We start from the raw sequence: 26928 nt of genomic DNA, 5'->3' as shown, positions 1-26928 counted from the left end.
ATGCTTCCACCCTGCGACAGAGGATGCTCAAGCACAATTACGAAATATGTTCATGTCGTGCAGCAACGCTTAACGCGTCTGCTCGGTCAGAACAGGGCGGGAGCGACGACCAGGATCAACCAGCACAGAGCAGGCGCGATGGCCACGACGACTCCTGCGTTGAGCAGCAGCTGACGGTAGAAGCGCGGGCGCTCGATGTTCTGTGCGTTGGCCAGCACGAGCGCACCGTTGGTCGAGAAGGGCGAGACGTCGACGACGGTGGCCGAGATGGCCAGAGCAGCGACGACACCGACGACCGGCAGTGCACCGGTGCCCAGCAGTGGCATGGCCAGCGGGATCACGGCGGCCAGCAGCGCAGTGGAGGACGCGAACGCCGAGGTGATGCCGATGACGTAGCAGAGCACGATGGCCACGATGATCGGAGCGCCGATGGTGATCGCCATTTCGGCCAGGTGATCGATGGTGCCGACTTCCTGCAGGATCGAGATGTAGGTGACCATGCCTGCGACCAGCAGAACCGTCGACCAGCTGATGTCTGCGATGGCTTCGTTCTGCTTCTTCAGATCCGTGAACGCCAGGACTGCTCCGGCTCCGATGGCGATGAAGCTGATCGGCAGATGCAGCACGAGAACGAGCACCAGGAGTGCGCCGATGAGGAACAGCGTGAGCTTCTGTACGAACGTGACCGGTGCCGGCGCGTCGACCAGTGTGGTTGTCGTCGGGCGAGTGAGCACCTGGGTGCTGCCGCCTGCCGTGCTGCCACCTCCGGTGCCGCCGCCGGTGGGGACGGACGTCTTGACCGGCGATCCGCCCACCGGGCCGCTGCCGGGCGCGGGGTCGGTGGAGCCTGTTGCGGTGTACTCGAAGCCCTTCACGCGGGCCAGGGCTGCGTAGCCGACGACCGTCAGCACCGAGAGCAGCAGGTTGATGCCGTAGCTGGCGAAGAACAGCGTCCACGGGTCGAGCGCAAGGCCGTTGTTCTCGACGATGTCACGAACCAGTACACCGGAGACGGAGATCGGGGAGAACGCTCCTGCGTGGGCACCGTTGATGACCATGATGCCCATGACCAGCGGGCTCATGCCGGTTCGTGCTGCGAAGGCCATGGCTGCAGGCACGATCAATGCGACCGCGGCGGGGCTGAAGGTGCCCAGCGCCGTCAAGACCGAGGCGACGAAGAAGAACACCCACGGAACCACCGTCACTCGGCCGTGTACCGCCCGGATGCAGCTGTTCACCAGTAGATCGATGGTGCCGTTGCGTTTGGCCATGCCGAAGAAGTAGGTGACGCCGACGATGGTCAACACGATCGAGCTGGGGAACTCGTTCAGGATTTCCTTGTCGTCGAAACCCAGTGCGAAGTACCCGACCACAAAGGCACCGATGAAGCCCAGGATGCCGATGTTGATCGGAAAGAAGGTTGCGATCACGAACATCGCAACCAATGCGATGAGCGGGAGGATCTCGATGGAAGTCATGGGCGTCTTTCAGGTGGTGGTAAGTGCTCGGTTACATCCGCACTCGAACGTTGTCCCTGTCACATTATTGACGCCGGGCTTTTAGGACAATATCGTTTTGCTACCTGGTCCTTTAGCTGAGCTGAAAGATATCCGCATGAACCACACGTTCGACGTCGTGACGTTGTTTCTTCTGCTCGACATCGCCGAGGCCGGCTCACTGACCGCAGGTGCCGAGCGGGCGAACATGACCCCCTCCGCGGCGTCCCAGCGCATCAGCAAACTCGAACACGGCATCAAGCAACCGGTGCTGACCCGCCTGCCACGCGGTGTACAACTCACCGAAGCCGGCGAAATTCTCACCAGCCGCGCCCGCCTGTTCAGGCGGGAGATGCGGGCGGCGAGCGGCGACCTCGAAGCAATCCGGGGGCTCGAACGCGGTTCGGTCCGGCTCGGCTCGTTTCCCACGGTCAGTGCGTCGCTGCTCTCCGATGCGTTGAAGGACTATCACTCTCGGTGGCCGGGTGTCGACGTTCGGGTTCGATCGGCGGTGCGCCCACAGTTGCTCGACATGCTGCATTCGAGCGAAATCGACTTGGCGCTGCTGTGGAGCTACGCCTGGACAGAGGAGGCAGAACGATCGCTGTCGCTCGAGCCACTGATGGAAGACCAGACCGTGCTGCTGCTGCCGATCGACGACGATCGACTGGAGCACGACGTGTCGCTGCACGATCTCGAAGGCGCACGGTGGATCATCCGCAGCAACGACCACCCCGCGGCCGAAGTTCTCTATCGCAGTTGTCGCGTAGCCGGATTCGAGCCCGACGTCGTATACGAAGCCCACGACTACCAGGAGATCGAGGCCATGGTGGCCGCCGGCGTCGGCATCGCGATGGTTCCTCGTTTGTCGGTGGTGCATCACCGACCCGACGTGACCGCGGTCGCCTTCCCGGAATCGGATCGGGTTCCTACCCGCGTCATCTACATCGCGTCACTCGCTCGGCGTCAGTACACCCCGGCGATGTACGCGATCTCGACCGCGTTGAGAGGTGCCGCCGAGCGTATTTCAGCTGCTACTACAACAGTTCCCTGATTGCGTTCTCGAACCCGGTGACGTGTTCGAGGGTCAGTTCAGCTGCCGTGTCGGCATCGCCGTCGATGATGGCCTGCAGCAACACGACGTGTTCACGAACATGGCCGGCGACGTTCGGCAGTCGGTCCAGAAACAGGCACCAGATGCGGGTGGCATGTGCGTCGAGGCTGACCAGGATGTCTTCGAGGTGGGGATTTCCCGACGCCCGATAGATTTCCCGATGCACTGCAACATCTTTGCGCAGCACCTCGCGTGAATCGTCGATGTCGTCGATGCTCGCGATGGAGGCCGCGAGCTCCGCCAGCCGGTCTCGAGCCGCCCGTGTCGCCGTGCGCGCTGCACGAGCCGAGGCAGCCGGCTCGAGCTGCTTACGAATCTCCGAGATGTTGGCCAGGTCGGTCATGTCGACAGCGGTCGCGAAGGTTCCGCGACGGGGGTACGCAACGACCAGTCGCTCGCGTTCCAGTCGTTTGAGACCCTCACGAATCGGGGTGCGCCCCAGCCCCAACTGCTCGGCTAAGCGGTCGTCGTTGATGGGTTCGCCCGGACGAATTTCCAGCATGATCAGCTGCTCACGCACTATTTCGTACGCTCGATCGGCGTTGGTACCGGCAGACTGCGTTGCATCGATCACCGGTGGAATTCCGATTGTCATCTTGGCTGCTCACTCCCGGTCGATGCCCCGCCCTTGACGGCTCTGCGTTGTGATCTTACTCTATTGGCATCTTGATATATCAGTTCCAGGTCATTGATCTTCCAGAAGGGCGGCCATCTTGACGCAGGACTTCGCACCGACGGCGACGGCACCGCACCCGAGAGGCGTGACGAACCGCGTACTCGCCGATCTCGACCCCGAGGTGCACCGCGCGATCAGTGCCGAGCTCGGCCGCCAGCAGAACACCCTGGAAATGATCGCGAGCGAGAACTTCGCGCCGCTGGCCGTGATGCAGGCGCAGGGTTCGGTACTGACGAACAAGTACGCCGAGGGCTACCCCGGTCGGCGGTACTACGGCGGTTGCGAAAACGTCGACGTCATCGAGCAACTCGCCATCGACCGGCTCAATGCCTTGTTCGGATCGACGTTCGCCAACGTGCAGCCGCACTCCGGAGCCCAGGCCAACGCCGCTGCGATGGCAGCCCTTCTGCAGCCGGGCGATTCGATACTCGGTCTCGCACTCGCCCACGGCGGACACCTGACGCACGGCATGAAGCTGAACTTCTCGGGCAAGCTGTACGACGTCTCGGCCTACCACGTCCGTGAGCACGACCATCTCGTCGACATGGAAGAGGTGGAGCGCCTCGCCCACGAACACCGTCCCAAGCTGATCATGGCCGGTTGGTCCGCCTACCCACGCCACCTGGACTTCGCCGAATTCCGCCGTATCGCAGACGACGTCGGTGCCTACCTGATGGTGGACATGGCGCACTTCGCCGGCCTGGTCGCCGCCGGACTGCACCCGTCACCCGTACCGCACGCTCACGTGGTCACCTCCACCACGCACAAGACGCTCGGCGGCCCCCGCGGTGGTGTGATCATCACCAACGACGCCGCTCTGGCGAAGAAGTTCAACTCGTCGGTTTTCCCCGGCCAGCAGGGTGGACCGCTCGAGCACGTCATCGCGGCGAAGGCAGTGTCCTTCAAACTCGCTGCCGAAGAGGACTTTCGGGAACGGCAGCAGCGCACCCTCGAAGGCGCGAAGATCCTGGCCGATCGATTGCTGACCGACGACGCAGCGGCCGCAGGCATCGATGTGGTCTCGGGCGGCACCGACGTCCACCTCGTTCTCGTGGACCTGCGCAAGTCCGAACTGGACGGCAAGCAGGCCGAGGAAAGACTGCACCACGTCGGAATCACGGTGAACCGCAACGCCGTTCCGTTCGATCCGCGACCGCCCATGGTGAGCTCAGGAGTCCGGATCGGCACCCCGGCCCTGGCAACACGCGGCCTGGACGCCACGGCATTTGCCGAGGTAGCCGACGTCATCGCCCACGCATTGCGTCCCGACACCGACGACCGCGGACTCGATGCACTGCGGACGCGGGTCGAATCCGTCGCCGCGCAGTTCCCCCTCTACCCCGACTTGACGGAAGGCTACCGATGACCGCCCCCTCAACCCCACCGGGCGCACATCTGCCCGATCACCCGGACTTCCTGTGGCGTAACCCCGAGCCGAAGAAGTCGTACGACGTGGTGATCATCGGCGGCGGCGGGCACGGCCTGGCCACCGCGCATTACCTCGCCAAGAACCACGGCATCACCAATGTTGCTGTGTTGGAGAAGGGGTGGCTCGCGGGCGGAAACATGGCGCGCAACACCACCCTGATCCGCTCGAACTACCTGTGGGACGAGAGCGCCCGCATCTACGAGCACTCGCTCAAGCTCTGGGAGGGACTGGCCGACGACCTCGACTACCCCATCCTGTTCAGCCAGCGCGGAGTCCTCAACCTCGCACACAGCCTGCAGGACGTGCGCGACAGCGTGCGACGCGTCGAGGCCAACCGGCTCAACGGCATCGACGCTCAGTGGGTCGATCCTGACGAGGTCAAGAAGCTGTGCCCGATCGTCAATATCTCCAGTGACATTCGCTACCCGGTACTCGGGGCGACGTACCAGCCGCGCGCCGGCATCGCCAAGCACGACTACGTCGCCTGGGGATTTGCCCGACGCGCCGACGCGGCCGGCATCGACATCATCCAGAACTGTGAGGTCACCGGTTTCACCACCGACGGCAATCGCGTCACCGGGGTCAAGACCACACGCGGCGACATCGCCACCGGCCAGGTCGCTCTGTGCGCGGCCGGGCACACCTCGACGTTGACGGACATGCTCGGCATCAAGACCCCGCTGCAGAGTCACCCACTGCAGGCCCTGGTCTCGGAGTTGCTCGAGCCGGTGCATCCCACGGTGGTCATGTCGAATGCCGTGCACGTGTACGTCTCCCAGGCACACAAGGGCGAACTGGTGATGGGCGCAGGCGTCGACTCCTACAACGGTTACGGCCAGCGCGGGGCGTTCCACATCATCGAACGTCAGATGGCCGCTGCGGTCGAGTTGTTCCCCGTCTTCGCTCGCGCGCATCTGCTGCGCACCTGGGCCGGCATCGTGGACGTCTGCCCCGACGCCTCCCCCATCGTCGGGCGCACGCCGTTCGACAACGTTTTCCTCAATTGTGGTTGGGGTACAGGCGGATTCAAGGCGACTCCCGGTGCCGGCTGGTGCCTGGCCGACACCATCGCCAACGACGAGGTGCACGAGTACATCGCACCGTTCAGTCTGGACCGATTCGTCACCGGCGCACTGGTAGACGAGCACGGTGCCGCAGGCGTCGCTCACTAGTTTCTCCGCCCCGACACACGCAGCACCCGAACGAGACATCTTGGAGTGGCAATGCAATTGATCGAATGCCCGTGGTGCGGGAGTCGAGAAGAGACCGAGTTCCACTACGGCGGCCAGGCGCACATCGCCTATCCCGAGGATCCCTCGGCCCTGACCGACGAACAGTGGGCGCACTTCGTGTTCTTCCGCGACAACCCCAAGGGGCTCTTCGCAGAACGGTGGAGTCACAGCGCGGGCTGCAGGCGTTGGTTCAACGCCGTACGAGACACCGCCACCTACCGAATCCACAGTGTCTATCGCCTCGACGACCCGAAGCCGGTGAACCCATGACCGCATTCCGCACCGCATCCGGCGGCCGCATCGACCGCACGAGCACCCTCGAATTCACATTCGGCGGCTCGGCCCTGCAGGGCCACCCGGGCGACACGCTGGCATCTGCGTTGCTCGCCAACGGTATTCATCAGGTCACCACCAGCATCAAGCTCGGCAGGCCCCGTGGATTCACCGCAGCATGGGCCGAGGACACCGGCGGACTCGTACAGATCGAGGAGCCGTTCCCCGAGCCCATGCTGCTCGCCACCACGATCGAGCTGTACGACGGCCTGGTCGCCCGCGGCATTCCCGGGCAGGGGCGTCTCGCCGAGATCTCCGACTCCGCCAAGTACGACGCCATGCACGCCCACGCCGACCTGTTGGTCGTCGGCGCAGGCCCGGCCGGTCTGACGGCCGCATTGGTCGCTGCCCGCAGCGGCGCTCGTGTGGTCGTCGTCGACGATCAGTGCGAGTTCGGCGGCTCGCTACTGGGCTCGGACGACGTCATCGACGGGCGGCCGGCACTCGACTGGGTGGCCGACGCGGTGACCGAGTTGTCGACCTTCCCCGACGTGACGATGCTGCGCCGCACCACCGCGTTCGGTTCCTACGACGACGGCTTCGTCCTCGCGCTCGAGCGGCGGACTGATCACCTAGGTCTCGAAGCGCCTGCAGCACTGAGCCGTCAGCGAGTCTGGCGTATTCGATCGCGGCACATCCTGGTGGCCACCGGCGCTCACGAACGTCCCGTCGTGTTCACCGACAACGATCGCCCCGGAATCATGTTGGCGCACAGCGCACGGACGTTCCTGCATCGCTACGGCGTGACGGTGGGAACCGAGGCTGTCGTCTTCACCACCAACGACAGCGCGTACAAGGCCGCCGTCGATCTGCACGACGCCGGTGTCCGCATCACGAGCATCGTTGATGCCCGCGCCGCGGCACCCGAGTACTGGCTCGGCCTGTGCCGCGCGCGCGGCATCGAGGTGCGCACCGGGAGCGTCGTGTCCGGCACCCGCGGCGACACCCGCGTCACCCATGCACTGGTGACCGGTGCCGACGGTTCCACCGACACTCTCGGTTGCGACGTACTGCTCGTCAGCGGTGGCTGGAACCCTGCGGTGCACCTGTTCAGTCAGGCCCGCGGAAAGCTGCGCTACGACGGCGAACTCGGCGCATTCGTGCCCGCGGACGACGTCGAGGGCATCAGTGTCGCCGGGGCGGCATCGGGGATCTTCGACCTGGCCGGATGTCTACGCGCCGGTGGCTCGGCCGCGACAGCTGCGCTGACCCGTCTCAGCTTCGATGCGCCCGAAACCTCGCTTCCTGTAGTCGATTCCGTGCCCAGCAGCGAGTCCCTGGTGCTGTGGCGGGTGCGCGACGACGCAGGTGCCGACAGCCAGTTCGTCGACGTGCAGCGCGACGCGACCGTGGCCGATCTGGTCCGTGCGGTCGGTGCGGGCATGTCCTCCATGGAACACATCAAGCGCTACACCACGATCGGCACCGCGCACGACCAGGGCAAGACCTCCGGTGTGGTGTCCTCGGGCATCGTCGCGGAACTGCTCGACAAGCCTGTGGAGAACCTGGGCACCACCACGTTCCGACCGCCGTACACCCCGGTTGCCTTTGCGGCGTTGGCCGGACGCAATCGCGGTATGGCGTTCGACCCGGAACGCGTTACTGCAGTCCATGATTGGCACGTCGCACGCGGCGCGGTCTTCGAGGACGTCGGACAGTGGAAGAGGCCCCGCTACTACCCACTTCCTGGCGAGGAGATGCACGACGCCGTGCTCCGCGAATGTGCAGCGGTGCGTGCGGGAGTCGGCATGCTCGACGGCTCGACCCTCGGCAAGATCGACGTGCAGGGCCCCGATGCGGGTGTGGTGCTGGACATGTTCTACACGAACATGATGAGCAACTTGAAGGTCGGCATGGTTCGGTACGGCGTGATGTGCGGTACCGACGGCATGGTGATCGACGACGGCACCGTGATGCGTCTGGCGGACGACCGATTCCAGGTGTTCACCACCACGGGCGGCGCAGCAGGAATGCTCGACTGGATGGAGGAATGGCTGCAGACCGAGTGGCCGCACCTCGCGGTTCGGCTGACGTCGGTCACCGAGCAGTGGGCCACGTTCCCCGTCGTCGGGCCGCGCTCCCGCGACCTCGTCGGCGAGATCTTTCCCGAACTCGACGTGTCCAACGAGGCGTTCCCGTTCATGGCCTGGCGAGACGCCTCGATCGACGGTGTGCCGGTACGCGTGGCACGCATCAGCTTCTCCGGTGAGCTCGCGTTCGAGGTGAACATCGATTCCTGGCACGCCCACGCACTGTGGTCGCGCCTGATCGACGCGGGCGAGAAGTACCACATCACCCCGTACGGCACCGAGACCATGCACGTGCTTCGGGCCGAAAAGGGCTACCCGATCGTCGGCCAGGACACCGATGGCACCGTCACACCGCAGGATCTCGGCATGAGCTGGGCGGTATCGAAGAAGAAGCTGGACTTCATCGGAAAGCGGTCGTTCGACCGTGCCGAGAACCGAAACCCGTTGCGCAAGCAATTCGTCGGGCTCCTCCCGGTCGATCGGGAGACCGTCCTACCGGAGGGCTCGCAGATCATCGAGCACTCCGAGAGCGGCGTCCTCCCCGAACTGCCGGTACCGATGCTCGGCCACGTCACGTCGAGTTACGCCAGCGCAGAATTGGGCCGTCCGTTCGGGTTGGCTCTGCTCGAGGCCGGGCGTGACCGACTCGGCGACATCCTGCACGTCCCGGTGGGCGACACACTGATCGCCGTGGAAGTCACCGGCTCCGTACTCGTCGACCCGGAAGGTAACCGCCGTGATGGCTGACCGACTCGCCGCCAGAAGCCCACTCGCAGAAACAGTTCTGCCGAATACGCCTGTCGTTCATATCGTGGAGGAGCCGTTCCTCGCCGGGATAGACTTGTGGGTCGACCCGAGCGGACCCGGCGGTGCCGCGGCCTCGACCGAGCTCGGCACCGAGCTCCCCGGACCCGGCCGCGTCGCCGAGGGCACGAACACCACCGCGATCTGGCTCGGCCCCGCGGAGTGGCTGGTGATCGGAGCCGGCCTCGATCCGGTCGACCTCGAACACCGACTCGGCTCGGCTGTCCGCGCACACCGAGGCGCGGCAACAGACGTGTCCGCACAACGAACCAGTCTGCGGCTGAGTGGTTCCCGGGCGCGCGATGTGTTGGCGAAGGGATGTTCGATCGACCTGCACCCAAGCGTCTTCCCGGCAGGGTCGACGGCACAGACGATGCTGGCGATGGCAGGCATGATCCTCATCGCCTGCGACGATGAGGGAACCGACTACCGCATCCTCGTGCGCTCGTCGTTCGCACGCTATCTGACAGCCTGGTTGACCGACGCGGCCGAGGAATACACCGACGTCTGAACGTCCCGTTGGACTTGCACAAGAGAACAGGTGACCGCAGTGCTCACGACCGTCTCCACGGCAACACGGGCAGCCGATGCCCGCGATCGACTGCTGACCCGGCTGACCACCTCCCATCCCGTCGTGTGCGGAATCGTCAACGTCACCCCGGACTCGTTCTCCGATGGAGGGCTGTTTCTGGACTCGGATCGCGCTGTGGCACATGCACTGTCGATGGTCGACGACGGAGCCGAGCTGCTCGACATCGGCGGTGAGTCGACCCGGCCCGGCGCAACCCCACCCACCGTCGACGAGGAGATCGCCCGAGTCGTACCGGTGATCGACGCACTGTCCAGGCGTACCTCGACACCGTTGTCGGTCGATACCTCACGCCCCGAGGTGATGCGGGAAGCGGTACGCGCTGGGGCGAGCGTCATCAACGACGTTCGTGCCCTTCGCCTTCCCGGTGCACTCGCCGCAGCAGCCGAGCTGCGCGCCGCGGTGTGCCTGACGCATATGCAAGGCGAGCCGTCGACGATGCAGCATTCCCCTCGCTACGTCGACGTCACCGCGGAGGTGTGCGAGTTTCTCGAAGACCGAGCCGCCGAATGCATTCGGGCCGGGATACCGGCATACCGCATTCTGGTGGATCCGGGGTTCGGATTCGGCAAGACTCTCGAGCACAATCTGCATCTGCTCCAGGGCCTTCGAGCTCTCACCTCGGCCGGACGGCCGATCATGGCGGGTATGTCCCGTAAGGGAATGATCGGTGCCATCACCGGCAGAGAGGTCGACGACCGGCTCGCCGGATCACTCACCGCCGCGATCATCGCGGCCCAGAACGGGGCGTCACTCCTCCGGGTCCATGACGTCGCCGCCACCATCGACGCACTGGCCGTGATGCGGGCACTGCGTTCACTCGACGTATCTCAGTCGTCCTTCGATCAACCCATGATGAATGCCGAGGCCACCTCATGACCGCATCCCTCTCCTCCGCCCGCCGGCTCTTCAGCGCCGATCACGGCTGGATGGCCGTCGACCCGTTCGGTTCACCCGCACAGACTCCGAGCCGCGTGGGCGTGACACCGGAAGCTCTGGGCGACGCTGCCGACATTGCCGGCGTCGACCTGCCTGCAGTTCGTACCGTGCTCACCGCCGGTGATGCGTGCGGCACCATCCACACCTCCGCCGGCTCGGTTACGGTGTACGCCCCCGCCAACGGCATGGTCACGATCGTCAATCCTGCTGTGCGCGATGATCCGTCGCTCATCGCGGCCGATCCACTCGGTGCCGGCTGGCTGTTCGCCGTCCTGACTCCTGCTGCCTCGTCGTTCGACGACCTCACCGTGCGCGAGCCCACCGACGCAGTTCGGGTGGACTCATGACGATCAGCGTGTTCGACCTCTTCTCCGTCGGAGTCGGACCCTCGAGTTCGCACACGGTCGGTCCGATGCGGGCGGCTGCTCGGTTCGTCGACGATCTGCGCACCATGTCCGCCTTCGAAGACGTTCGTGAGGTGGCCGTGGACCTGTACGGCTCGCTGGCCGCGACCGGAGCGGGACACGGCACCATGACCGCGGTGCTGCTCGGATTGGAAGGGCTACTGCCCGAAACCATTTCCACCGAGTTGATGGAACAGCGGCAAGCATCGATGGCGGCCACCGGGCGCATTCTGTTCGGCGGTGCTCGCGAGATCGACCTTGCCGTGGACGACATCGTGCTGCGCCCGCTGACGGTCTTGCCGTTCCACCCCAACGGTATGAAACTGACTGCCCGCGCATCGGATTCGACCGAACTGCACACCGAGACCTACTTTTCGGTCGGTGGCGGCTTCGTGGTGACCGAGGCCGAAAGCGTCGAGGCCGTCGCGCCACTCGCCTCCGCGAACGGGTTCGCGTCGGCCAAGGAGCTGCTCCAGATCTGTGAACGGCGAGGCTGCAGCATCAGCGACGTCATGACCGAGGTCGAGCTCGAGCGCCGCGCGCTCGACGAGATACGAGATGGGCTGCTGCACATTCGGGACGTCATGGTCGAGTGCGAGGTTCGCGGCATCTCCCGCGACGGCTATCTCCCGGGTGCGCTGCAAGTGCGACGCCGAGCGAGGGACTGGTTCCTCAGACTCGATGCCGAGGATCCGAACCGTTCGAGCGAATTCGCCGAGGACTGGGTCAATCTCGTCGCTCTCGCGGTCAACGAGGAAAACGCCTCCGGTGGACGAATCGTCACAGCACCCACCAACGGCGCAGCCGGCATCATCCCCGCCGTACTGCACTACGCCACTCGGTACACCGCCGCAGGGGTTGCCGATCCCGACGGCAGCACGGTGCGCTTTCTGCTCACCGCCGGGGCAATCGGATCGCTCTACAAGGAGATGGCGTCGATCTCCGGTGCCGAAGTGGGTTGCCAGGGCGAGGTGGGTTCAGCAGCATCGATGGCCGCAGCCGGTCTGGCCGAGGTACTCGGAGGCACACCGGAACAGGTGGAGAACGCCGCCGAGATCGCGATGGAACACAGCCTCGGCCTCACGTGCGACCCCATCGGTGGGCTGGTGCAGATCCCGTGTATCGAACGCAACGCCATCTCGGCCGGTAAGGCGATCAACGCAGCCCGTATGGCGTTGCGCGGCAACGGTACTCATCGCGTCAGCCTGGACCAGGTGATCGAGACCATGCGCTCAACCGGGGCAGACATGCACTCGAAGTACAAGGAGACCTCCAGCGGCGGTCTCGCGATCAACGTGCCGGTCAGTTTTGTGGAGTGTTAGACCCCACAGCCCTTTTGGAGGGTGCGCGCCCGTTCTTGGAGGCTGGAACCAGCGCGCACTCTGCAGAAACGGTGTGAGGTTCCCACCATCGACCACCGCAACAACGAGGGGCCCGTACCGAATCGGTACGGGCCCCTCGTGTGTGTCGGCTCAGCTGAAGATGACCGTCCGGTGGCCGTGCAGCAGTACGCGATTCTCGCAGTGCCAGCGGACCGCTCGCGAGAGTGCGAGTGCCTCGGCGTCCTGTCCGACGGTGGCCAGACGAGACGGGTCGTGTGTGTGGTCGATGCGGATCACCTGCTGCTCGATGATCGGGCCCTCGTCCAGGTCGGGGGTGACGTAGTGCGCTGTCGCACCGACCTGCTTGACGCCCCGGTCGAAGGCCTGATGGTAGGGCTTCGCGCCCTTGAAGCCGGGCAGGAAGGAGTGGTGGATGTTGATTGCCTTACCGTGCAACGCTCGACACGTCTCGTCGGAGAGCACCTGCATGTACCGGGCCAGCACCACCAGATCAACCTCGTACTCGGCGACGAGGTCGAGCAGACGCTGCTCGGCCTCGGCCTTGGTCCCCGGGGTGACGGGGACGTGGACGAACGGCAGCCCGGCAGCCTCGGCCATCGGCCGCAGCACCTCGTGGTTGCTCACCACGGCCACCAGTTCTCCACCGAGATTCTGCGAGCGCCAACGGAAGATGAGGTCGTTGAGGCAGTGCCCCATCTTGGAGACCATGACGAGCACACGCGGCTGACTGCAGCCGTTGAAGGTGTACATCATCGCGAATCGATCGGCCACTTCGCGGAAGCTCTCGGTCAGCTTCTCGATGTCGGTGGTGCGGCTGGCCACGAACGACGTGCGAAGGAAAAACGAGCCGTCCGTCGAGTCGTCGAACTGTTGGTGTTCGGCGATGTCGCAGTCGTTGTCGAAGAGGAACGCACTGACGGCCCGGACGATGCCCGGCCGCTGGCCGCAGCTGAGCGTAAGGGTGAAGTTCTCGGTCATCGAATCTCCTGGTACTGGTGGGTCGTCAGCTGCGGATCTTGGCCATCTCGGGGTCGACGAGGGGCTCGGCCACGACGGTGGCGGACACGAGCCGATCGAAGTATCGAATCTGGACTGCTGCACCGGGTTCTGCGCTCCGTGCCGGCACCCAGGCGTAGGCGATCGGCGCGCCGACGGTATGCCCGAACGAGGCACTGGTGACATAACCGGCGGGTTCGCCGTCCACCAGGACGGGCTCGTGGCCGAGTACCACCGACGTGCCGTCGTCGATCTTCAGGCAGACCAACTTCTTCGAGACGGTGTCGTCCGACATTTCCAGGACGGCGTCGCGGCCGCGGAATTCACCCTTCTGCGAGCGCACCGCGAAGCCCAGACCTGCCTCGTAGGGGTTGTGTTCGGTGGTCATGTCCGAACCCCACGACCGGTAGCCCTTCTCCATGCGCAGGCTGTTGAACGCAGCGCGCCCGCCTGCGATGATGCCGAACTCGGAACCGGCCTGCCACAACATGTCCCACAGTCGCTGACCGTAATCGGCGGTGGTGTACAGCTCCCAACCGAGCTCGCCCACGTACGACAGCCGCATCGCAGTGACGGGTACTCCCCCGATGCGAACCTGCTTGCAGCGGAAGTACTTGAAGTTCTCGTTCGAGAAGTCGTCCTGGGTCAGCTTTTCGACGACGTCGCGGGCGTGCGGACCCCACAGACCGATGCAGCACGTGGATCCGGTGATGTCGTCGACGGTGACGCTGCCGTCTCTCGGCGCCTCGCGGCGCAGGTAGTCGAAGTCGAGATTGCCATTGGCACCGACCTGGAATTCGTCGGCCGACAACCGAGCGACGGTGAGATCGCTTCGTACGCCGCCCTTCTCGTCGAGAGCCAACGTGTACGTCACGGCTCCGACGGTCTTGTCCATCTTGCCGGACGTCAATCCTTCGAGCAGGGCCAGCGCACCGGGGCCGCGCACGCGCAGCCGCTTGAGCGGGGTCATGTCGTACATGGCGACGGCGGTACGGGTCTTCCAGGCCTCGGCTGCGGCGATGGGCGAATGGAACATCGATGCCCACTCGTCACGCTTCGGCGGCTGCCACTCGGCCGGAAGCTGCTGCACCAGATCGGCATTGGCCTCGTACCAGTGCGGCCGCTCCCACCCGCCGCCTTCGAGGAACACGGCACCGAGCTGATGCTGCCGCGCGTTGAAGGGGCTGACCCGAACATCACGCGGAGACATCCGCGGCTGCGAGGGATGCAGGACGTCGTAGATCTCGACGAAGTTCTGCTGCGAGGTTTCGCTGACGTACGCGGGATCGAGTTGGAAGTCCTCGAAGCGGTTGACGTCGCATCCGTGCAGTTCCACCTCGGAACGACCGTCGACCAGCAGCTGTGCGATGGCCCTGCCGACTCCGGCCGAATGCGTGACCCATACGGCCTCGGCGATCCAGAAGCCCTTGACGTCCGGGGACTCACCGAGCAGCGGTCCGCCGTCCGGCGTGAACGAGAAGACTCCGTTGAAGCCGTGGTCGATCTTGGCGGTCTCGAGGCACGGCAACAGCAGTTTGGACTGCTCCCACGACGGGGCGAAATCCTCCTGCGTGAAGTCGAGCATGGACGGCATGGCATCGTCCGACACACCGTCTCCGCCAGGCAGGGTCTTGGTGTCGACGGGCATCGGACGGTGGGCGTAGCTGCCGATGCCGAGACGGTCGACGTGCTCGCGGAAGTACAGGTCCTGATCCTGGTGGCGAAGGATGGGCATGCCCGCCTCGGCCGCTTCGGTGTTGCGTCCCACCAGTTCCGGGATCTGGTCGGTCTTGGCGTACTGGTGCGCCAGCGGCAGCAGCGGCACCTTCATGCCGACCAGTTCGCCCACATCGGGGCCCCAGAAGCCGGCGCAGGACACCACGATGTCGGCTTCGATGACGCCGTTGTCCGTTGCCACACCGGTGACTCGGCCACCCGTCTGTTCGATACCGATGACCTTGGTGGAACCGCGGAACACGGCTCCGCGCGATTCTGCGCGTCGGGTCAGTGCCACGACGGCGCGGGACGCCTTGGCGAGACCGTCGGTCTCGACGTACAGACCGCCGAGAACACGCGAACGATCCAACAGCGGGTGCAGTTTGGCGCATTCGGACGGGTCGATGACCGACCCTTCGATTCCCCAGGACGTGGCCCAACCCTGTTTGCGGTGCAGGTCGGCCAGTCGCTCCTCGGTGGTCGCCACTTCGAGGCCACCGAGCTGGTTGAAGCACCACTGCCCGTCCACCTCGAGGCCCATGAACTTCTCGACCGTGTATCGGGCGAGTTCGGTCATCGTCTTGGACGCATTGGTCTGGAACACCAGACCCGGTGCGTGCGAAGTGGATCCACCTGTGAGAGGGAGCGGCCCTTGATCCAGCACGGTGATGCGATCCCAACCGCGTGCGGTGAGCTCGTCGGCCACGTTGGTACCGACGATGCCGGCGCCGATGATGACAACTCTCGGTGAACCCATGGTGGTCCTTCCGTATCGGGGTGGAGAGATGGAGCTCGGCCGAAGCTATGGACGGCCTGCACGACAACTAACCATAGATTGATATATCAAGAGTATGGGCAGGGGTCGTAGAGGTCAACCCCCGAAATACCGTTGGTGCGGGACGCGTGTGTACGCGTCCCGCACCAACGGCTCACTTCACTTGTCGGACTTTACTTACCGGTTTTGATTTTGGGTGGAGCCTTGGGGCTCTTGACGATGAACGGGTCGTTCGTGACGTCCTTGTACAGCGAGACACACGTACCGATCATCACCAGCACGAACGGTGCCGCCACGATGATGGTCATCGTCTGCAACCCGTTGAGGGCGTCCGATCCTCCCGTCCACAGCATCAGGATCGCAATGCCGCCGGTGACCACACCCCAGAAGGCGACGACCCCACGGGACGGATCCAGGGTGCCTCGTTGCGACAGGGTGCCCATCACAATCGAGGCGGCATCGGCCCCACTGACGAAGAAGATGCCGACCAACACCATCACCAGCACGGACGAGATGCCGGCCAACGGGAAGTGGTCGAGAACCGCGAACAGCTGAGATTCCGGCTTACCGAGGGCCACCAGGTCTTCGGTCCCCTTCTGCTGCTCGCCGATTGCCGCTCCACCGAAGATCGAGAACCAGACCAAGCTCACCGACGTCGGGATGAGAATGACGCCGATGACGAACTGGCGGATGGTGCGGCCGCGACTGATGCGAGCGAGGAACATTCCGACGAAGGGGGTCCACGAGATCCACCAGGCCCAGTAGAAGATCGTCCAGGACGAGAGCCAGGACTCGGTCTCGGGACCACCGGATGCCGCCGAACGCGCCGACATGCCGGCGATGTGCGCGGCGTAGTCACCGAGGGTGGTGGGCAGCAGGTTCAGGATCAGCACCGTGGGTCCGAGGACGAACACGAACAGCGCGAGCACGAGGGCCAGCACCATGTTGATGTTGGAGAGCCATTGAATTCCCTTGGAGATCCCCGACACTGCCGAGGCCACGAACGCGAGCGTCAGGATGGCGACGACGGCCACGAGCAGAAGAGTCCCTGCCTGGTTGACCCAGCCGAGAACCTCGATACCCGAACCGATCTGGAGGGCACCGAGACCGAGCGATGCCGCGGTGCCGAACATGGTGGCGAAGATCGCCAGAATGTCGATGACCTTGCCGATGGGGCCCTCGGCATGACGACCGATCAGCGGGATGAACGAGGAGCTGATGAGCTGCTTGCGGTCCATCCGGTAGGTACCGTAGGCGATGGACAATCCGACCACGGCGTACATCGACCACGGGTGCAATCCCCAGTGGAAGATGGCTGTCGAAAGCGCCGTTCCCACAGTCGAATCGGTGATTCCGGGAGGCGGGGTGACGAAGTGAGTGAGTGGCTCGGCCACTCCCCAGAAGATCAAGCCGATTCCCATGCCCGCGCTGAACATCATCGCGATCCAGCTGACGGTGTTGAATTCGGGCTTCTCGCCGTCCTTGCCGAGCGGAATCTTTCCGTATCGGCTGAGCGCGAGCCAGATCGCGAATATCACGAACCCGGTGGCCGAGAAGATGAACAGCCAGCCGACGTTCGTCACCACCCAGTCGAGTACGGACGCGTTGACGGACTTCATGTTCTCGGTGCCGAGGATGCCCCACGCCAGGATTGCGATCACGATGGCGGCGGTGATACCGAACACCACCTTGTCGGTGCGCGGCTTGCCCTCCTCTCCGTGGTGATAGACCTCGAGGGGGCCGTACTGATGAGGGGCATGTTTCTCGGGTGACGCGACCCGAGTTTTGTCGCCCCGGGGTTTGCTGTTCGTTGTCACATCGTTCTCCCTCCGGCTCTCGCCGAATAGGTGTGTCGCCCGTGCACGCAGCGTGGGTGGTCGGTGAAGTGCGCGACGCGTTGCTCTGTGCGCAACATTGATTTACTCGAACCCGAACAAGACTGAGCCGACCCGCGGGCTATGTCAAGAGATGGCAATGCACATCGATGCACTCAGCGCGGAAATAGCTCACTACACATAAGCCTTCACCAGCGCACTTTCGCTCTGCGACACGAAATTCGAGGCGAATTCGATACTCGCATTTAACATTCGATACTGTCCGGTAACTGATATATTAACTCGATTCCAACACGCAGCGGTATCGAGTGCCGCTTCATCCGAACCTCAGGAGTATCAACCATGCCGCAGCAGGTCCGTGCCGTCGTCGCCAAGAGCAAGGGCGCACCCGTCTCCATCGAGACGATCACCATTCCCGATCCCGGCCCGAACGAGGTCGTCGTGAAAGTTCAGGCCTGCGGGGTCTGCCACACCGACCTGCACTACCGCGAGGGCGGCATCAACGACGAGTTCCCGTTCCTGCTCGGACACGAAGCCGCCGGCATCGTCGAGACCATCGGCGACCGCGTCGAGCACGTCGAGGTCGGCGACTTCGTCGTCCTGAACTGGCGCGCGGTGTGCGGAGAATGCCGCGCCTGCAAACGCGGCACCCCCTGGTACTGCTTCGACACCCACAACGCCGCCCAGAAGATGACCCTCGACGACGGCACCGAACTGACCCCCGCCCTGGGGATCGGTGCGTTCGCCGAGAAGACCCTCGTCCACGAAGGACAGTGCACCAAGGTCGACCCCTCCGCCGATCCCGCCGTCGTCGGGCTGCTCGGCTGCGGGGTGATGGCCGGACTCGGGGCCGCGATGAACACCGGCCACGTCTCACGCGGGGATTCGGTCGCCGTGATCGGCTGCGGTGGTGTCGGTGATGCCGCGATCGCCGGAGCCCGCCTGGCGGGGGCGTCGACGATCATCGCCGTCGACCGCGACAAAGGAAAACTCGACTGGGCCCTCGAACTCGGCGCCACCCACACCGTCGACTCCTCCGTTCTCGACGCCGTCGAGGCCATCCAGGACCTCACCGGGGGCTTCGGTGCCGATGTGGTCATCGACGCCGTCGGCCGCCCGGAAACCTGGAAACAAGCCTTCTACGCCCGCGATCTGGCCGGCACCGTCGTCCTCGTCGGGGTCCCGACGCCGGAGATGACCCTCGAGATGCCGCTGATCGACTTCTTCTCCCACGGCGGATCGCTGAAATCGTCCTGGTACGGCGACTGCCTACCCGAACGCGACTTCCCACAGTTGGTCGACCTGTATCAACAGGGCCGGTTACCGCTCGAGAAATTCGTGTCGGAGCGGATCGGCATCGAGGACGTCGAGGCCGCGTTCGACAAGATGCATCAGGGCACCGTGCTGCGGTCGGTGGTGGTCCTGTGAGCGGGACCTTCCGTGTCCAGAACGTCGTCACCTCCGGCACCTTCAGCCTCGACGGCGGCACCTGGGATGTCGAGAACAACATCTGGCTGATCGGCGACGACGACGAGGTCGTCATCGTCGACGCCGCGCACACCGCAGCCCCGATCATCGACGCCGTCGCCGGCCGGACCGTCACCGCGATCGTCTGCACTCACGGACACAACGATCACGTGACCGTCGCCCCCGAACTCTCCGACAGCCTCGATGCGCCGATCCTGCTGCACCCCGCCGACGACATGCTGTGGCAGCAGACCCACCCCGGTGTCGGGCACTCGACCCTCGAGGACGGTCAGCGCATCACCGTCGCCGGAACCGACATCCTCGCGCTGCACACCCCGGGCCACTCACCCGGCTCGACGTGCCTGTATCTGCCCGACGCGGGGCAGTTGTTCTCCGGCGACACCCTCTTCTCCGGCGGTCCCGGAGCCACCGGGCGGTCGTACTCGGATTTCCCGACCATCATCGGGTCCATCCGCGACCGCTTGTTCGCGCTTCCCGCCGACACCCGCGTCAACACCGGACACGGAGACGGCACCCGCATCGGCGACGAGGCACCACACCTCGAGGAATGGATCGCCCGCGACAGCTGAGTGCTGATATATCAAAGTCGGTACTTTCTACTAATCAGTAGTGGAGACCCGGCGCTGCGCACAGCCCTGACGGCCACTGTGCGCACCGCCGGGCCGATGTCACCTCGCACCGGACGAACAGGTCCTTGCACGCGCTAACCACGTGTTCAGCTGGCAGAACGTGCGGTTTGTCCGAATCGAGTTACATCATGTTTCACAGCGGTGAAAAGTGCTGTCTCCTATTGACACGATCTTGTGTCGATGTTCACACTGTTGTTGCGGGAAGTAAGACGTGTTCCGCATAGCGATACAGAAAGGATCCGAATGCTCAAGGTGTGTCCCCTGGCCGACCTCCCGGGCGGCGAAGCTCTGCGCGTCGACACGACCCCTCCCGTGGCGGTGTTCCACACCGAGGACGGTGAGCTGTTCGCGATCGATGACACCTGTACGCACCAGGACGCGTCGCTCGCGGACGGATGGCTGGAAGGGTGCGCGGTCGAATGTCCGCTGCACGCGTCCACCTTCGACCTGCGCACCGGTGCCGTCGACGCTCCCCCCGCGAAGTTGCCGGTTCGTACTCACACCGTTGTCGTCGACGACGGTGTGATCTACATCGAGCTGAGCACCGCGACCCCCAATCTTCCACCCGACGTTCGCAGCCGGCTGGCCGCCGAGGGACATTCATGAAGAGCGTCACCATCGTCGGAGCCTCCCTGGCCGGCCTGTGCTCTGCACGTGCCCTGCGGGCGGCCGGGTTCGACGGCTCGGTCACCATCGTCGGAGCTGAGAGCCACCGCCCGTACGACCGCCCTCCCCTGTCGAAGGAGTACCTCGTCGGCGACGTGGACGCGAGCACACTCGCCCTCGAGCCCGACGACGAAAACCTCGACGCCACCTGGATTCTGGGACGTAGCGCCACCGCACTCGATCCATCGCGTCGCACCGTCACCCTCGACGACGGCACGGAGCTGACCTCCGACGGAGTCGTCCTGGCCACCGGCTCGCGTGCGCGATCGCTACCCGGCACCGATCACCTCGCCGGTGTGCACGTGTTGCGTACGATCGACGACGCCGACCGCCTGCGCGCAGAACTCGCGCCCGGTGCGCGTCTGGTCGTCATCGGCGCAGGCTTCATCGGAGCCGAAGTAGCCTCCACCGCAAGGAAACTGGGCCTCGACGTCACCGTCGTCGAAGCCGCCCCGTCACCGCTCGCCGGACCACTCGGTGCGCGACTGGGTAGCGCGGTGGGCAATCTGCACCGCGACAACGGCACCACGTTGATCTGCGGAATCGCCGTCGACGGACTGACCGGCACCGACCGAGTGACGGGCGTTCGGCTCGCGGACGGCCGAGTTCTCGACGCCGATGTCGTGGTCGTCGGGATCGGTGGCATCCCGAACATCGATTGGCTGGGCACAAGCGGACTCGCTCTCGGTAACGGAATCCTGTGCAACGGAGGCGGCGCAACCGCTGTACCCGGAGTGGTCGCCGTCGGTGACTGCGCCGCATGGCTCGATTCGACCGGTGCCCATCGGCGCGTCGAGCACTGGGCCGGAGCGTCCGAACGACCGACCGTCGCAGTGGCCACCCTGCTCTCGGGTAGTTACGGCGGCCAACACGTCAAACCTCCGTACTTCTGGTCGGACCAGTACGGGTCACGCATTCAGTTCGCCGGCACCGCCGGACCGGACAGTGAATGCACCATCGAAGAGGGTTCGCCCGAGCTAGGGAGCTTCCTCGCCGTCTACCGATCCGACGGACTTCCGGTCGGCGTACTCGGTGTCAATCAGGTCCGTTTGTTCACCCGCTGGCGCCGTCAGCTCTCGGCACCCGCTCGCGCGGTCTGACCACACCCAGACTGTTGTTCCGCTCGTCGTATTCCACTATCCCAGTTGACGTCTCGTCACCGATCCACAAGATCGGCCACGTACGGAGGACCCCTTGACCACCATTCCCGACACCACGCCGCCCGCACCCGCCCTTCCCCTGCCCGAAAGTCTCATCTCCACCCTTCCCGGTCGCTACTACACCGACCCGGCCATCTTCGAGCTCGAGCAGGAGAAGATCTTCGAGGAGCTGTGGATCTGCGCGGTCCGTGCCGCGGATCTGGACAAGCCCGGTGCCTTCCGTACCGTGCAGATCGGCCGCGAGAGCGTCATCGTGACGCGCACCCGAACCGGGGCCATCAAGGCCTACCTCAACGTCTGCGCACACCGCGGCGCGCGAATCTGCATGGAGGACAAGGGCGAAGTCAAGCGATCGTTCCAATGTCCGTACCACGCCTGGACGTACGACCTCGACGGAAAGCTCATTGCCGCACCGAATCTCACCAAGATGCCCGACATCGACCGGGTTCGCTACGGCCTGTCGTCGGTATCGGTCGAGGAATGGCTCGGATACGTCTGGGTCAATCTCAGCGAGAATCCGGCGTCCTTCGACACCACTGTGGTGCAGGACATCCGCGATCGACTCGGTGACGTCGAGTCGATCGACCGCTACAAGATCGAAGACCTCGGACTCGGCCGACGCGTGAGCTACGACGTCAAGGCCAACTGGAAGCTCATCATCGAGAACTTCATGGAGTGCTACCACTGCGCCACCATCCACCCCGAGCTGACCGAGGTGCTGCCCGAGTTCGCCGACGGCTACGCCGCCCAGTACTACGTGGGCCACGGAGCCGAATTCGGGGAGTCGGTCCGCGGATTCACGCTCGACGGCTCCGAAGGACACGACTCCATCCCCGGAATCGCGCCCGAACAGGACAGGCGCTACTACGCCATCACCGTCAGGCCGCAGGTGTTCGTCAACCTCGTCCCGGATCACGTGATCATCCACCGGATGTATCCGATCGCCGCCGATCACACTTTGGTGGAATGCGATTGGCTGTATCTGCCCGGTGTCGTCGCCTCGGGTCGGGACCTGCAGCACTCGGTGGAGTTGTTCCACCGCGTCAATCTGCAGGATTTCGAGGCATGCGAGCGCTGCCAGCCCGCCATGAACTCCCGTAAGTACCGCAACGGCGGGGTGCTGGTGGGCAGCGAACACCACATCGGCATCTTCCACGACTGGCTGAAGAACCGTATCGAGGCCTGACCGACCCTGGCCCGCACTCGGTGCCGATAAGATCGGTGACCATGAGTGTCGAGGTCGCGTCGCCGGGCACCCCCGGATCGTCGGGGGTGCCGGGCGAACCGGGGGCGACGATGGCGGACGTCGCCTACTCGGCTATTCGCGACAAGCTGATCATGTTGACGATCAAGCCAGGTGAAGCCGTGGTCGAGTCGGCGTTGTCCGCCGAGCTGGGCGTCGGCCGAACGCCGGTGCGCGAAGCCTTGAAACGGCTCGAGTACGAGCGCCTGGTGATCTCACATGCCCGCCGTGGCACCTTCGCAACCTCCATCGACGTCGCCGACCTGGGCGACATCTCCGAGATCCGCCAGCGCCTCGAACCCCTGGCCGCGTCCAAGGCCGCCACCGCGGCAACAGCGACCCAACGTCAAGTTCTCTTGGGCATGGCCGACCGCACCGAGAAGTTCGAGGCGGAACCCCCGAGCCAACACGACCTGATCAACTGGGACGCGGAGGTACACCGCACCGTGTACCGGCTGGCGGCGAACCCGGTTCTCGAAGACGCCTTGATTCGCTACAACAATCTGGCCTCGCGCATCTTCTGGTTGTTCATGGATCGACTGCCCCCGCTCGCCGATCACGTGGGTACCCACACCGCGCTGCTCCGGGCGATCGCGGCCGGGGACACCGAAACGGCCGCTGCCATCGCCCGTGCCCATGTGACCGAGTTCGACGACGCGGTTCGCGCCGTCATCTAGAAGTACCTGCCCGAGGGTGCGTACCACCAGGTAGGTGTCCGGTACGTATAGTCCAGGGGGTGGCAACCGACGATTCGACACGTGCCCCCGAGGGCGGCGTCCAATCTGTCGACCGCGCATTTCGGGTGCTCGAGGTCGTGGCCCGGCTCGGGGAGGCGGGTGTCAGCGCCATCGCCACCGAGATCGGTGTGCACAAGTCCACGGTGTCGAGGCTGCTCGCGTCGCTCGAAGAACACGACATGGTGATGCAGACGCACAATCGCGGAAAGTACCGACTCAGCCTCGGAGTACTGCGGCTCGCCGCCGCCGTACCCGAGCGACTCGAGATCACCGAATACGGCCACGCCGTCTGCGAACGCCTCGCAGGCAAGCTCGGCGAGACGGTGAATATCGCTGTGCTGCGGGCTGATACGGCTATACATCTGGATCAGGCACGCGGCCCCAGTTCGGTCGGTACCCACAACTGGATCGGGGAACAGACTCCTCTGCACGCCACCGCCAGCGGCAAGGTGTTGCTCGCCGCGCTGGACGCCGACACTCGTAGGACGGTGGTCGATTCGCTCGACCTCCACCGATACACCGAACACACCCTCACCACCAAAGCCGGTTTGACGGCCGAACTGGACGCCGCTGTGTCCCTCGGGTATGCAGTGGTCGTCGAAGAGTACGAGACCGGACTCAATGCCATCGCAGCTCCGGTTCTCGACTACACCGGCAAGACGACGGCGGCCCTGAGCGTCTCCGGTCCGGTGTATCGCTTCGACGAAACCAGAATGCGGGCCATCGTCCCCGACGTGCTGGCCGCCACGGCCGAGATCAGCGAGAAGATGGGCTACCGCGAGTCGTTCATTCCCTCCGCCTGAGCGGCTTCCGCACACTCCACCACGTTCGTCAGCAGCATTGCCCGCGTCATCGGACCGACGCCGCCTGTCGCTCCACTGAGCCGCCCCGCGATCTGCTCGACGCCGGGGTGCACGTCACCGAGAATGCCCTCGACGGTGCGGGTGATTCCTACCGACAGCACCGTTGCCCCGGCACTGATCCAATCCGGTTGCACCAGATGCGCAACCCCCGCAGCGGCGATGACAACATCGGCGGCCCGAGTGTGCGCGGCGGTGTCGACGGTCGCTTCGTGACACATCGTGACCGTCGCGTGCTCGCTTCGCCGGGTGAGCATCAACCCGAGCGGGCGCCCGACCGTGATGCCGCACCCGATGATGCAGAAGCGTGCGCCGGTGATCGGAACATCATGGTGGCGAAGCAGTTCCAATATTCCGCGCGGCGTGCACGGCAACGGCCCGTCCATGCCGAGCACGAGCCGACCCAGATTGGTCGGATGCAGTCCGTCGGCGTCCTTGCGCGGATCGATCAGTTCGATCACCCGATGGGTATCGATGTGCGGGGGAAGCGGCAACTGGACGATGAAGCCGGTGCACTCCGGGTTGTCGTTGAGCGCGTGCACCGCGTCTTCGATCTCCTGCTGGGTCGCGGTCGCGGGCAACCGCACCTGAATCGAATGCAGTCCCACCTCGGCACAGTCGCGATGCTTCGCCGCGACGTAGGAGCGGCTACCCGGATCGTCGCCCACCAGAATCGTGCCGAGACCGGGCCGAATCCCCTGCTGGGCGAGCCGTTCTACGCGATGTCGAAGATCGTCCTTGACGATCGCGCTGACCGCCGTCCCGTCGATTTTGAGCGCTGTGGTCATACTGTGATTCCTCGGTTCGGCAGGCCGCTGCGGCTCTGATATATCAACTGTCGGCCAGACTATGGCTTGATTCGGTTACGGGTCAAGAGGCCGTGTGGGAGGGTCGGACCATGGAGCCACTGCAGCCGATGCGGCCGGTCGACGTGCAGCACGACGAGCGCAAGTCCGCGCCTGCGTGGAAAGTGTGGGGTGCCCACGTCGTTCTTGCCGCCTTCGTTCTGACGGTGGCCTTCGTCGACGAACGGCAGTCGTGGTCGCTCGCGGCAGGGGTCTCTGCATCCATCATCGGCGCGGCGCTCGTCGTTGCGTCGACGCGGCGAACGATGAGCGAGAACGCGGGCCGCCGAATTCCCTGGCTCGGCCGGCCGCTGGTCGAACCGCGGCGAGTGGACCTACTGCTCACCTACGGAATGCCGATGGCCGCTTTCGGCGTGGCACTGGTCGCGAGGAACGGATATTTACACTGGCCCGTCGCAGTGGCCGTCGTCTGCATCGGCGTCGTCGGTCTGCCCGCCGCAGCGCAGGCATGGCACAACTACCGGGTGCGCACGACGCCGGAGCGCTCAGCCCGGTAGCGTCCAGGACGACCCGCCGAGGGAGGTGACGAACCCCGTCGCCCGTCCGTCTGCCCGCAGTTCCCAGCCCATCCGCTTACGTGAACGCAGGGTCACCGACGATTCGACGACGTCGAGATCGGGCGCTCGCTGCTCGAGCCAGTCCTGCACTCGCAGAATGTCCGGCACGGACGACACCCACATGCTGACAAGGAAATTCGCCGGACCGGTGAGCGACATGCACAGTCGTAATTCCGGACGTGCGCGAAGGACATCGACAACCTCGTGATGCTCCTGCACCGGCAGGCGACACCACCACGTGACGGTGATCGGCCATCGCGTCGCTTCCTGGGCAACCTCACAGCGCAGCACCACCGCTCGCGATCGCAGCAGCGCCGCCAGCTGACGACGGACGGACGACGCGGGCCGCCCCAGAGCCGACGCGATCTCGGGCGCCGACGCCCGACCGTTTCCGGTCAACTCACCGACGAGCGACCGCGCGACCTCGTCGGTCAAGCTTTCCGGCCTGGTGGACCCGGGTTTGTCTCCCACACGACCGAGCGCAGCAATGGCGGACAACTGAGTGCTGTCCAGGGAATCGAGCCGCCAGCGACTCCCCTCCACATGCAGCGCGGTACATGTGTGCGTCTGGGTCGACTGCACAGTGGCGAAACCGGGTAGCTCGTCCAACACCAGGCCCGACAACTCGTCGAGCGTCGACGTCTGCACCGTCAACACCAGATCTCGACCCCGCGCGGCATGCTCGATCGATACCACCCGAGGGTCTCGAACCAACGCGTCGACGAGGTCGGCCGAATCCGCTCGACCACAGTTCACCTCGATCATCGCGGTGATCGACCCACCACCGGTCAGCGGCGCGGGATACGCGGTGATCCATGCCAGTCCCCGCTCCGTGATCGACTGCCACCGACGAGCCAGCGTTGCCGCGGTGGTCCCGAGGATGGGCGCGAGATCGGACCACGAGGCTCGCGGTGTCACTTGAAGGGCATGGATGAGCGCAAGCTCGGATTCTGTCAGCACTTCGCGCACATAACACCTGCTTTCTCGCCACAGATGATCGAATCCAACGAA

At 64.8% G+C, this 26928-nt stretch carries 24 protein-coding genes; 17 read left to right on the top strand and 7 right to left on the bottom strand.

All coding sequences use genetic code 11. The annotated features are described in order from the left end of the window. Positions 1-86 precede the first annotated feature (86 nt). Positions 87-1478, bottom strand: a complete 1392-nt coding sequence (locus O4220_RS25100; protein ID WP_269608266.1) for an SLC13 family permease — start codon at positions 1476-1478, stop codon at positions 87-89. Between the two features lie 136 nt (positions 1479-1614). Between O4220_RS25100 and O4220_RS25095 the strand changes: the two genes are divergently transcribed. Then, positions 1615-2550 carry a LysR family transcriptional regulator gene (locus tag O4220_RS25095; RefSeq protein ID WP_269608265.1) on the top strand — a complete coding sequence of 312 codons (936 nt, stop codon included), beginning with the start codon at positions 1615-1617 and terminating at the stop codon, positions 2548-2550. On the opposite strand, the gene O4220_RS25090 is transcribed toward O4220_RS25095, so the two are convergent. Then, positions 2534-3205, bottom strand: coding sequence for a GntR family transcriptional regulator (locus O4220_RS25090; RefSeq protein ID WP_269608264.1), 672 nt, complete (start codon positions 3203-3205; stop codon positions 2534-2536). The genes O4220_RS25095 and O4220_RS25090 overlap by 17 nt on opposite strands. A gap of 166 nt (positions 3206-3371) precedes the next feature. Between O4220_RS25090 and glyA the strand changes: the two genes are divergently transcribed. The 8 genes from glyA to O4220_RS25050 are packed head-to-tail and all read left to right on the top strand — an operon-like array spanning position 3372 to position 12368. Continuing rightward, positions 3372-4652, top strand: coding sequence for a serine hydroxymethyltransferase (gene glyA / locus O4220_RS25085; RefSeq protein ID WP_269608290.1), 1281 nt, complete (start codon positions 3372-3374; stop codon positions 4650-4652). Next, on the top strand, positions 4649-5887 hold the full coding sequence (locus tag O4220_RS25080) for a sarcosine oxidase subunit beta family protein (RefSeq protein WP_269608263.1): 1239 nt from the start codon (positions 4649-4651) through the stop codon (positions 5885-5887). Before glyA ends, O4220_RS25080 begins: the two co-directional genes overlap by 4 nt. A 51-nt stretch (positions 5888-5938) precedes the next feature. Then, entirely contained in the window at positions 5939-6217 is a 279-nt protein-coding gene (locus tag O4220_RS25075) for a sarcosine oxidase subunit delta (protein ID WP_027494732.1), read from the top strand. Then, a complete protein-coding gene (locus tag O4220_RS25070; RefSeq protein WP_269608262.1) occupies positions 6214-9057 on the top strand; it encodes a 2Fe-2S iron-sulfur cluster-binding protein in 2844 nt (947 codons plus the stop codon). Before O4220_RS25075 ends, O4220_RS25070 begins: the two co-directional genes overlap by 4 nt. After that, positions 9050-9625, top strand: coding sequence for a sarcosine oxidase subunit gamma (locus O4220_RS25065; protein ID WP_269608261.1), 576 nt, complete (start codon positions 9050-9052; stop codon positions 9623-9625). The genes O4220_RS25070 and O4220_RS25065 overlap by 8 nt, the downstream gene beginning before the upstream one ends. Positions 9626-9655: 30 nt before the next feature. Continuing rightward, positions 9656-10582 (top strand): dihydropteroate synthase, encoded by a 927-nt coding sequence (gene folP, locus O4220_RS25060; RefSeq protein WP_269608260.1) that lies wholly within the window; start codon positions 9656-9658, stop codon positions 10580-10582. Further along, positions 10579-10989 (top strand): glycine cleavage system protein H, encoded by a 411-nt coding sequence (locus O4220_RS25055; protein WP_269608259.1) that lies wholly within the window; start codon positions 10579-10581, stop codon positions 10987-10989. The genes folP and O4220_RS25055 overlap by 4 nt, the downstream gene beginning before the upstream one ends. After that, on the top strand, positions 10986-12368 hold the full coding sequence (locus O4220_RS25050; RefSeq protein ID WP_269608258.1) for an L-serine ammonia-lyase: 1383 nt from the start codon (positions 10986-10988) through the stop codon (positions 12366-12368). The genes O4220_RS25055 and O4220_RS25050 overlap by 4 nt, the downstream gene beginning before the upstream one ends. Positions 12369-12518: 150 nt before the next feature. Here the strand turns inward: O4220_RS25050 and purU are convergent, their stop codons facing one another. From purU to O4220_RS25035, 3 genes are all read right to left on the bottom strand, one after another. After that, on the bottom strand, positions 12519-13367 hold the full coding sequence (purU, locus tag O4220_RS25045; protein WP_037175562.1) for a formyltetrahydrofolate deformylase: 849 nt from the start codon (positions 13365-13367) through the stop codon (positions 12519-12521). A gap of 25 nt (positions 13368-13392) precedes the next feature. After that, entirely contained in the window at positions 13393-15858 is a 2466-nt protein-coding gene (locus O4220_RS25040) for a GcvT family protein (protein ID WP_269608257.1), read from the bottom strand. Positions 15859-16049: 191 nt separating this feature from the next. Further along, positions 16050-17561, bottom strand: coding sequence for a BCCT family transporter (locus O4220_RS25035; protein ID WP_269608289.1), 1512 nt, complete (start codon positions 17559-17561; stop codon positions 16050-16052). Between the two features lie 492 nt (positions 17562-18053). On the opposite strand from O4220_RS25035, the gene O4220_RS25030 reads away from it, so the two are divergent. From O4220_RS25030 to O4220_RS25000, 7 genes are all read left to right on the top strand, one after another. Then, on the top strand, positions 18054-19139 hold the full coding sequence (locus O4220_RS25030) for an S-(hydroxymethyl)mycothiol dehydrogenase (protein ID WP_269608256.1): 1086 nt from the start codon (positions 18054-18056) through the stop codon (positions 19137-19139). Further along, positions 19136-19768, top strand: a complete 633-nt coding sequence (locus O4220_RS25025) for an MBL fold metallo-hydrolase (RefSeq protein WP_269608255.1) — start codon at positions 19136-19138, stop codon at positions 19766-19768. The genes O4220_RS25030 and O4220_RS25025 overlap by 4 nt, the downstream gene beginning before the upstream one ends. Positions 19769-20071: 303 nt before the next feature. Beyond that, entirely contained in the window at positions 20072-20434 is a 363-nt protein-coding gene (locus O4220_RS25020) for a bifunctional 3-phenylpropionate/cinnamic acid dioxygenase ferredoxin subunit (RefSeq protein ID WP_032405160.1), read from the top strand. Then, on the top strand, positions 20431-21594 hold the full coding sequence (locus tag O4220_RS25015; RefSeq protein WP_269608254.1) for an NAD(P)/FAD-dependent oxidoreductase: 1164 nt from the start codon (positions 20431-20433) through the stop codon (positions 21592-21594). The genes O4220_RS25020 and O4220_RS25015 overlap by 4 nt, the downstream gene beginning before the upstream one ends. A gap of 94 nt (positions 21595-21688) precedes the next feature. Further along, positions 21689-22840, top strand: coding sequence for an aromatic ring-hydroxylating oxygenase subunit alpha (locus tag O4220_RS25010; RefSeq protein ID WP_269608253.1), 1152 nt, complete (start codon positions 21689-21691; stop codon positions 22838-22840). A 41-nt stretch (positions 22841-22881) separates the two neighbouring features. Continuing rightward, complete coding sequence (locus O4220_RS25005) at positions 22882-23574, top strand: GntR family transcriptional regulator (protein ID WP_269608252.1); 693 nt, start codon at positions 22882-22884, stop codon at positions 23572-23574. 59 nt (positions 23575-23633) lie between these two features. Continuing rightward, positions 23634-24437: an IclR family transcriptional regulator gene (locus tag O4220_RS25000; RefSeq protein WP_269608251.1), complete on the top strand. Its 804-nt coding sequence runs from the start codon at positions 23634-23636 to the stop codon at positions 24435-24437. Here O4220_RS25000 and O4220_RS24995 read toward each other — a convergent pair. Beyond that, the gene (locus tag O4220_RS24995) at positions 24407-25282 is read right to left on the bottom strand and encodes a bifunctional methylenetetrahydrofolate dehydrogenase/methenyltetrahydrofolate cyclohydrolase (protein ID WP_269608250.1); all 876 of its coding nucleotides are present in this window, start codon (positions 25280-25282) and stop codon (positions 24407-24409) included. The genes O4220_RS25000 and O4220_RS24995 overlap by 31 nt on opposite strands. A 110-nt stretch (positions 25283-25392) precedes the next feature. Here O4220_RS24995 and O4220_RS24990 point away from each other — a divergent pair, with 110 nt between their 5' ends. Then, entirely contained in the window at positions 25393-25857 is a 465-nt protein-coding gene (locus tag O4220_RS24990) for a hypothetical protein (protein WP_269608249.1), read from the top strand. Here O4220_RS24990 and O4220_RS24985 read toward each other — a convergent pair. Beyond that, positions 25846-26877: an Lrp/AsnC family transcriptional regulator gene (locus O4220_RS24985; RefSeq protein WP_269608248.1), complete on the bottom strand. Its 1032-nt coding sequence runs from the start codon at positions 26875-26877 to the stop codon at positions 25846-25848. The genes O4220_RS24990 and O4220_RS24985 overlap by 12 nt on opposite strands. Positions 26878-26928 lie beyond the last annotated feature (51 nt).

The sequence above is a fragment of the Rhodococcus ruber genome, from assembly GCF_027270735.1.
Taxonomy (GTDB): Bacteria; Actinomycetota; Actinomycetes; order Mycobacteriales; family Mycobacteriaceae; genus Rhodococcoides; species Rhodococcoides rubrum_A.
This window is presented reverse-complemented; position numbering and strand designations above follow the sequence as displayed.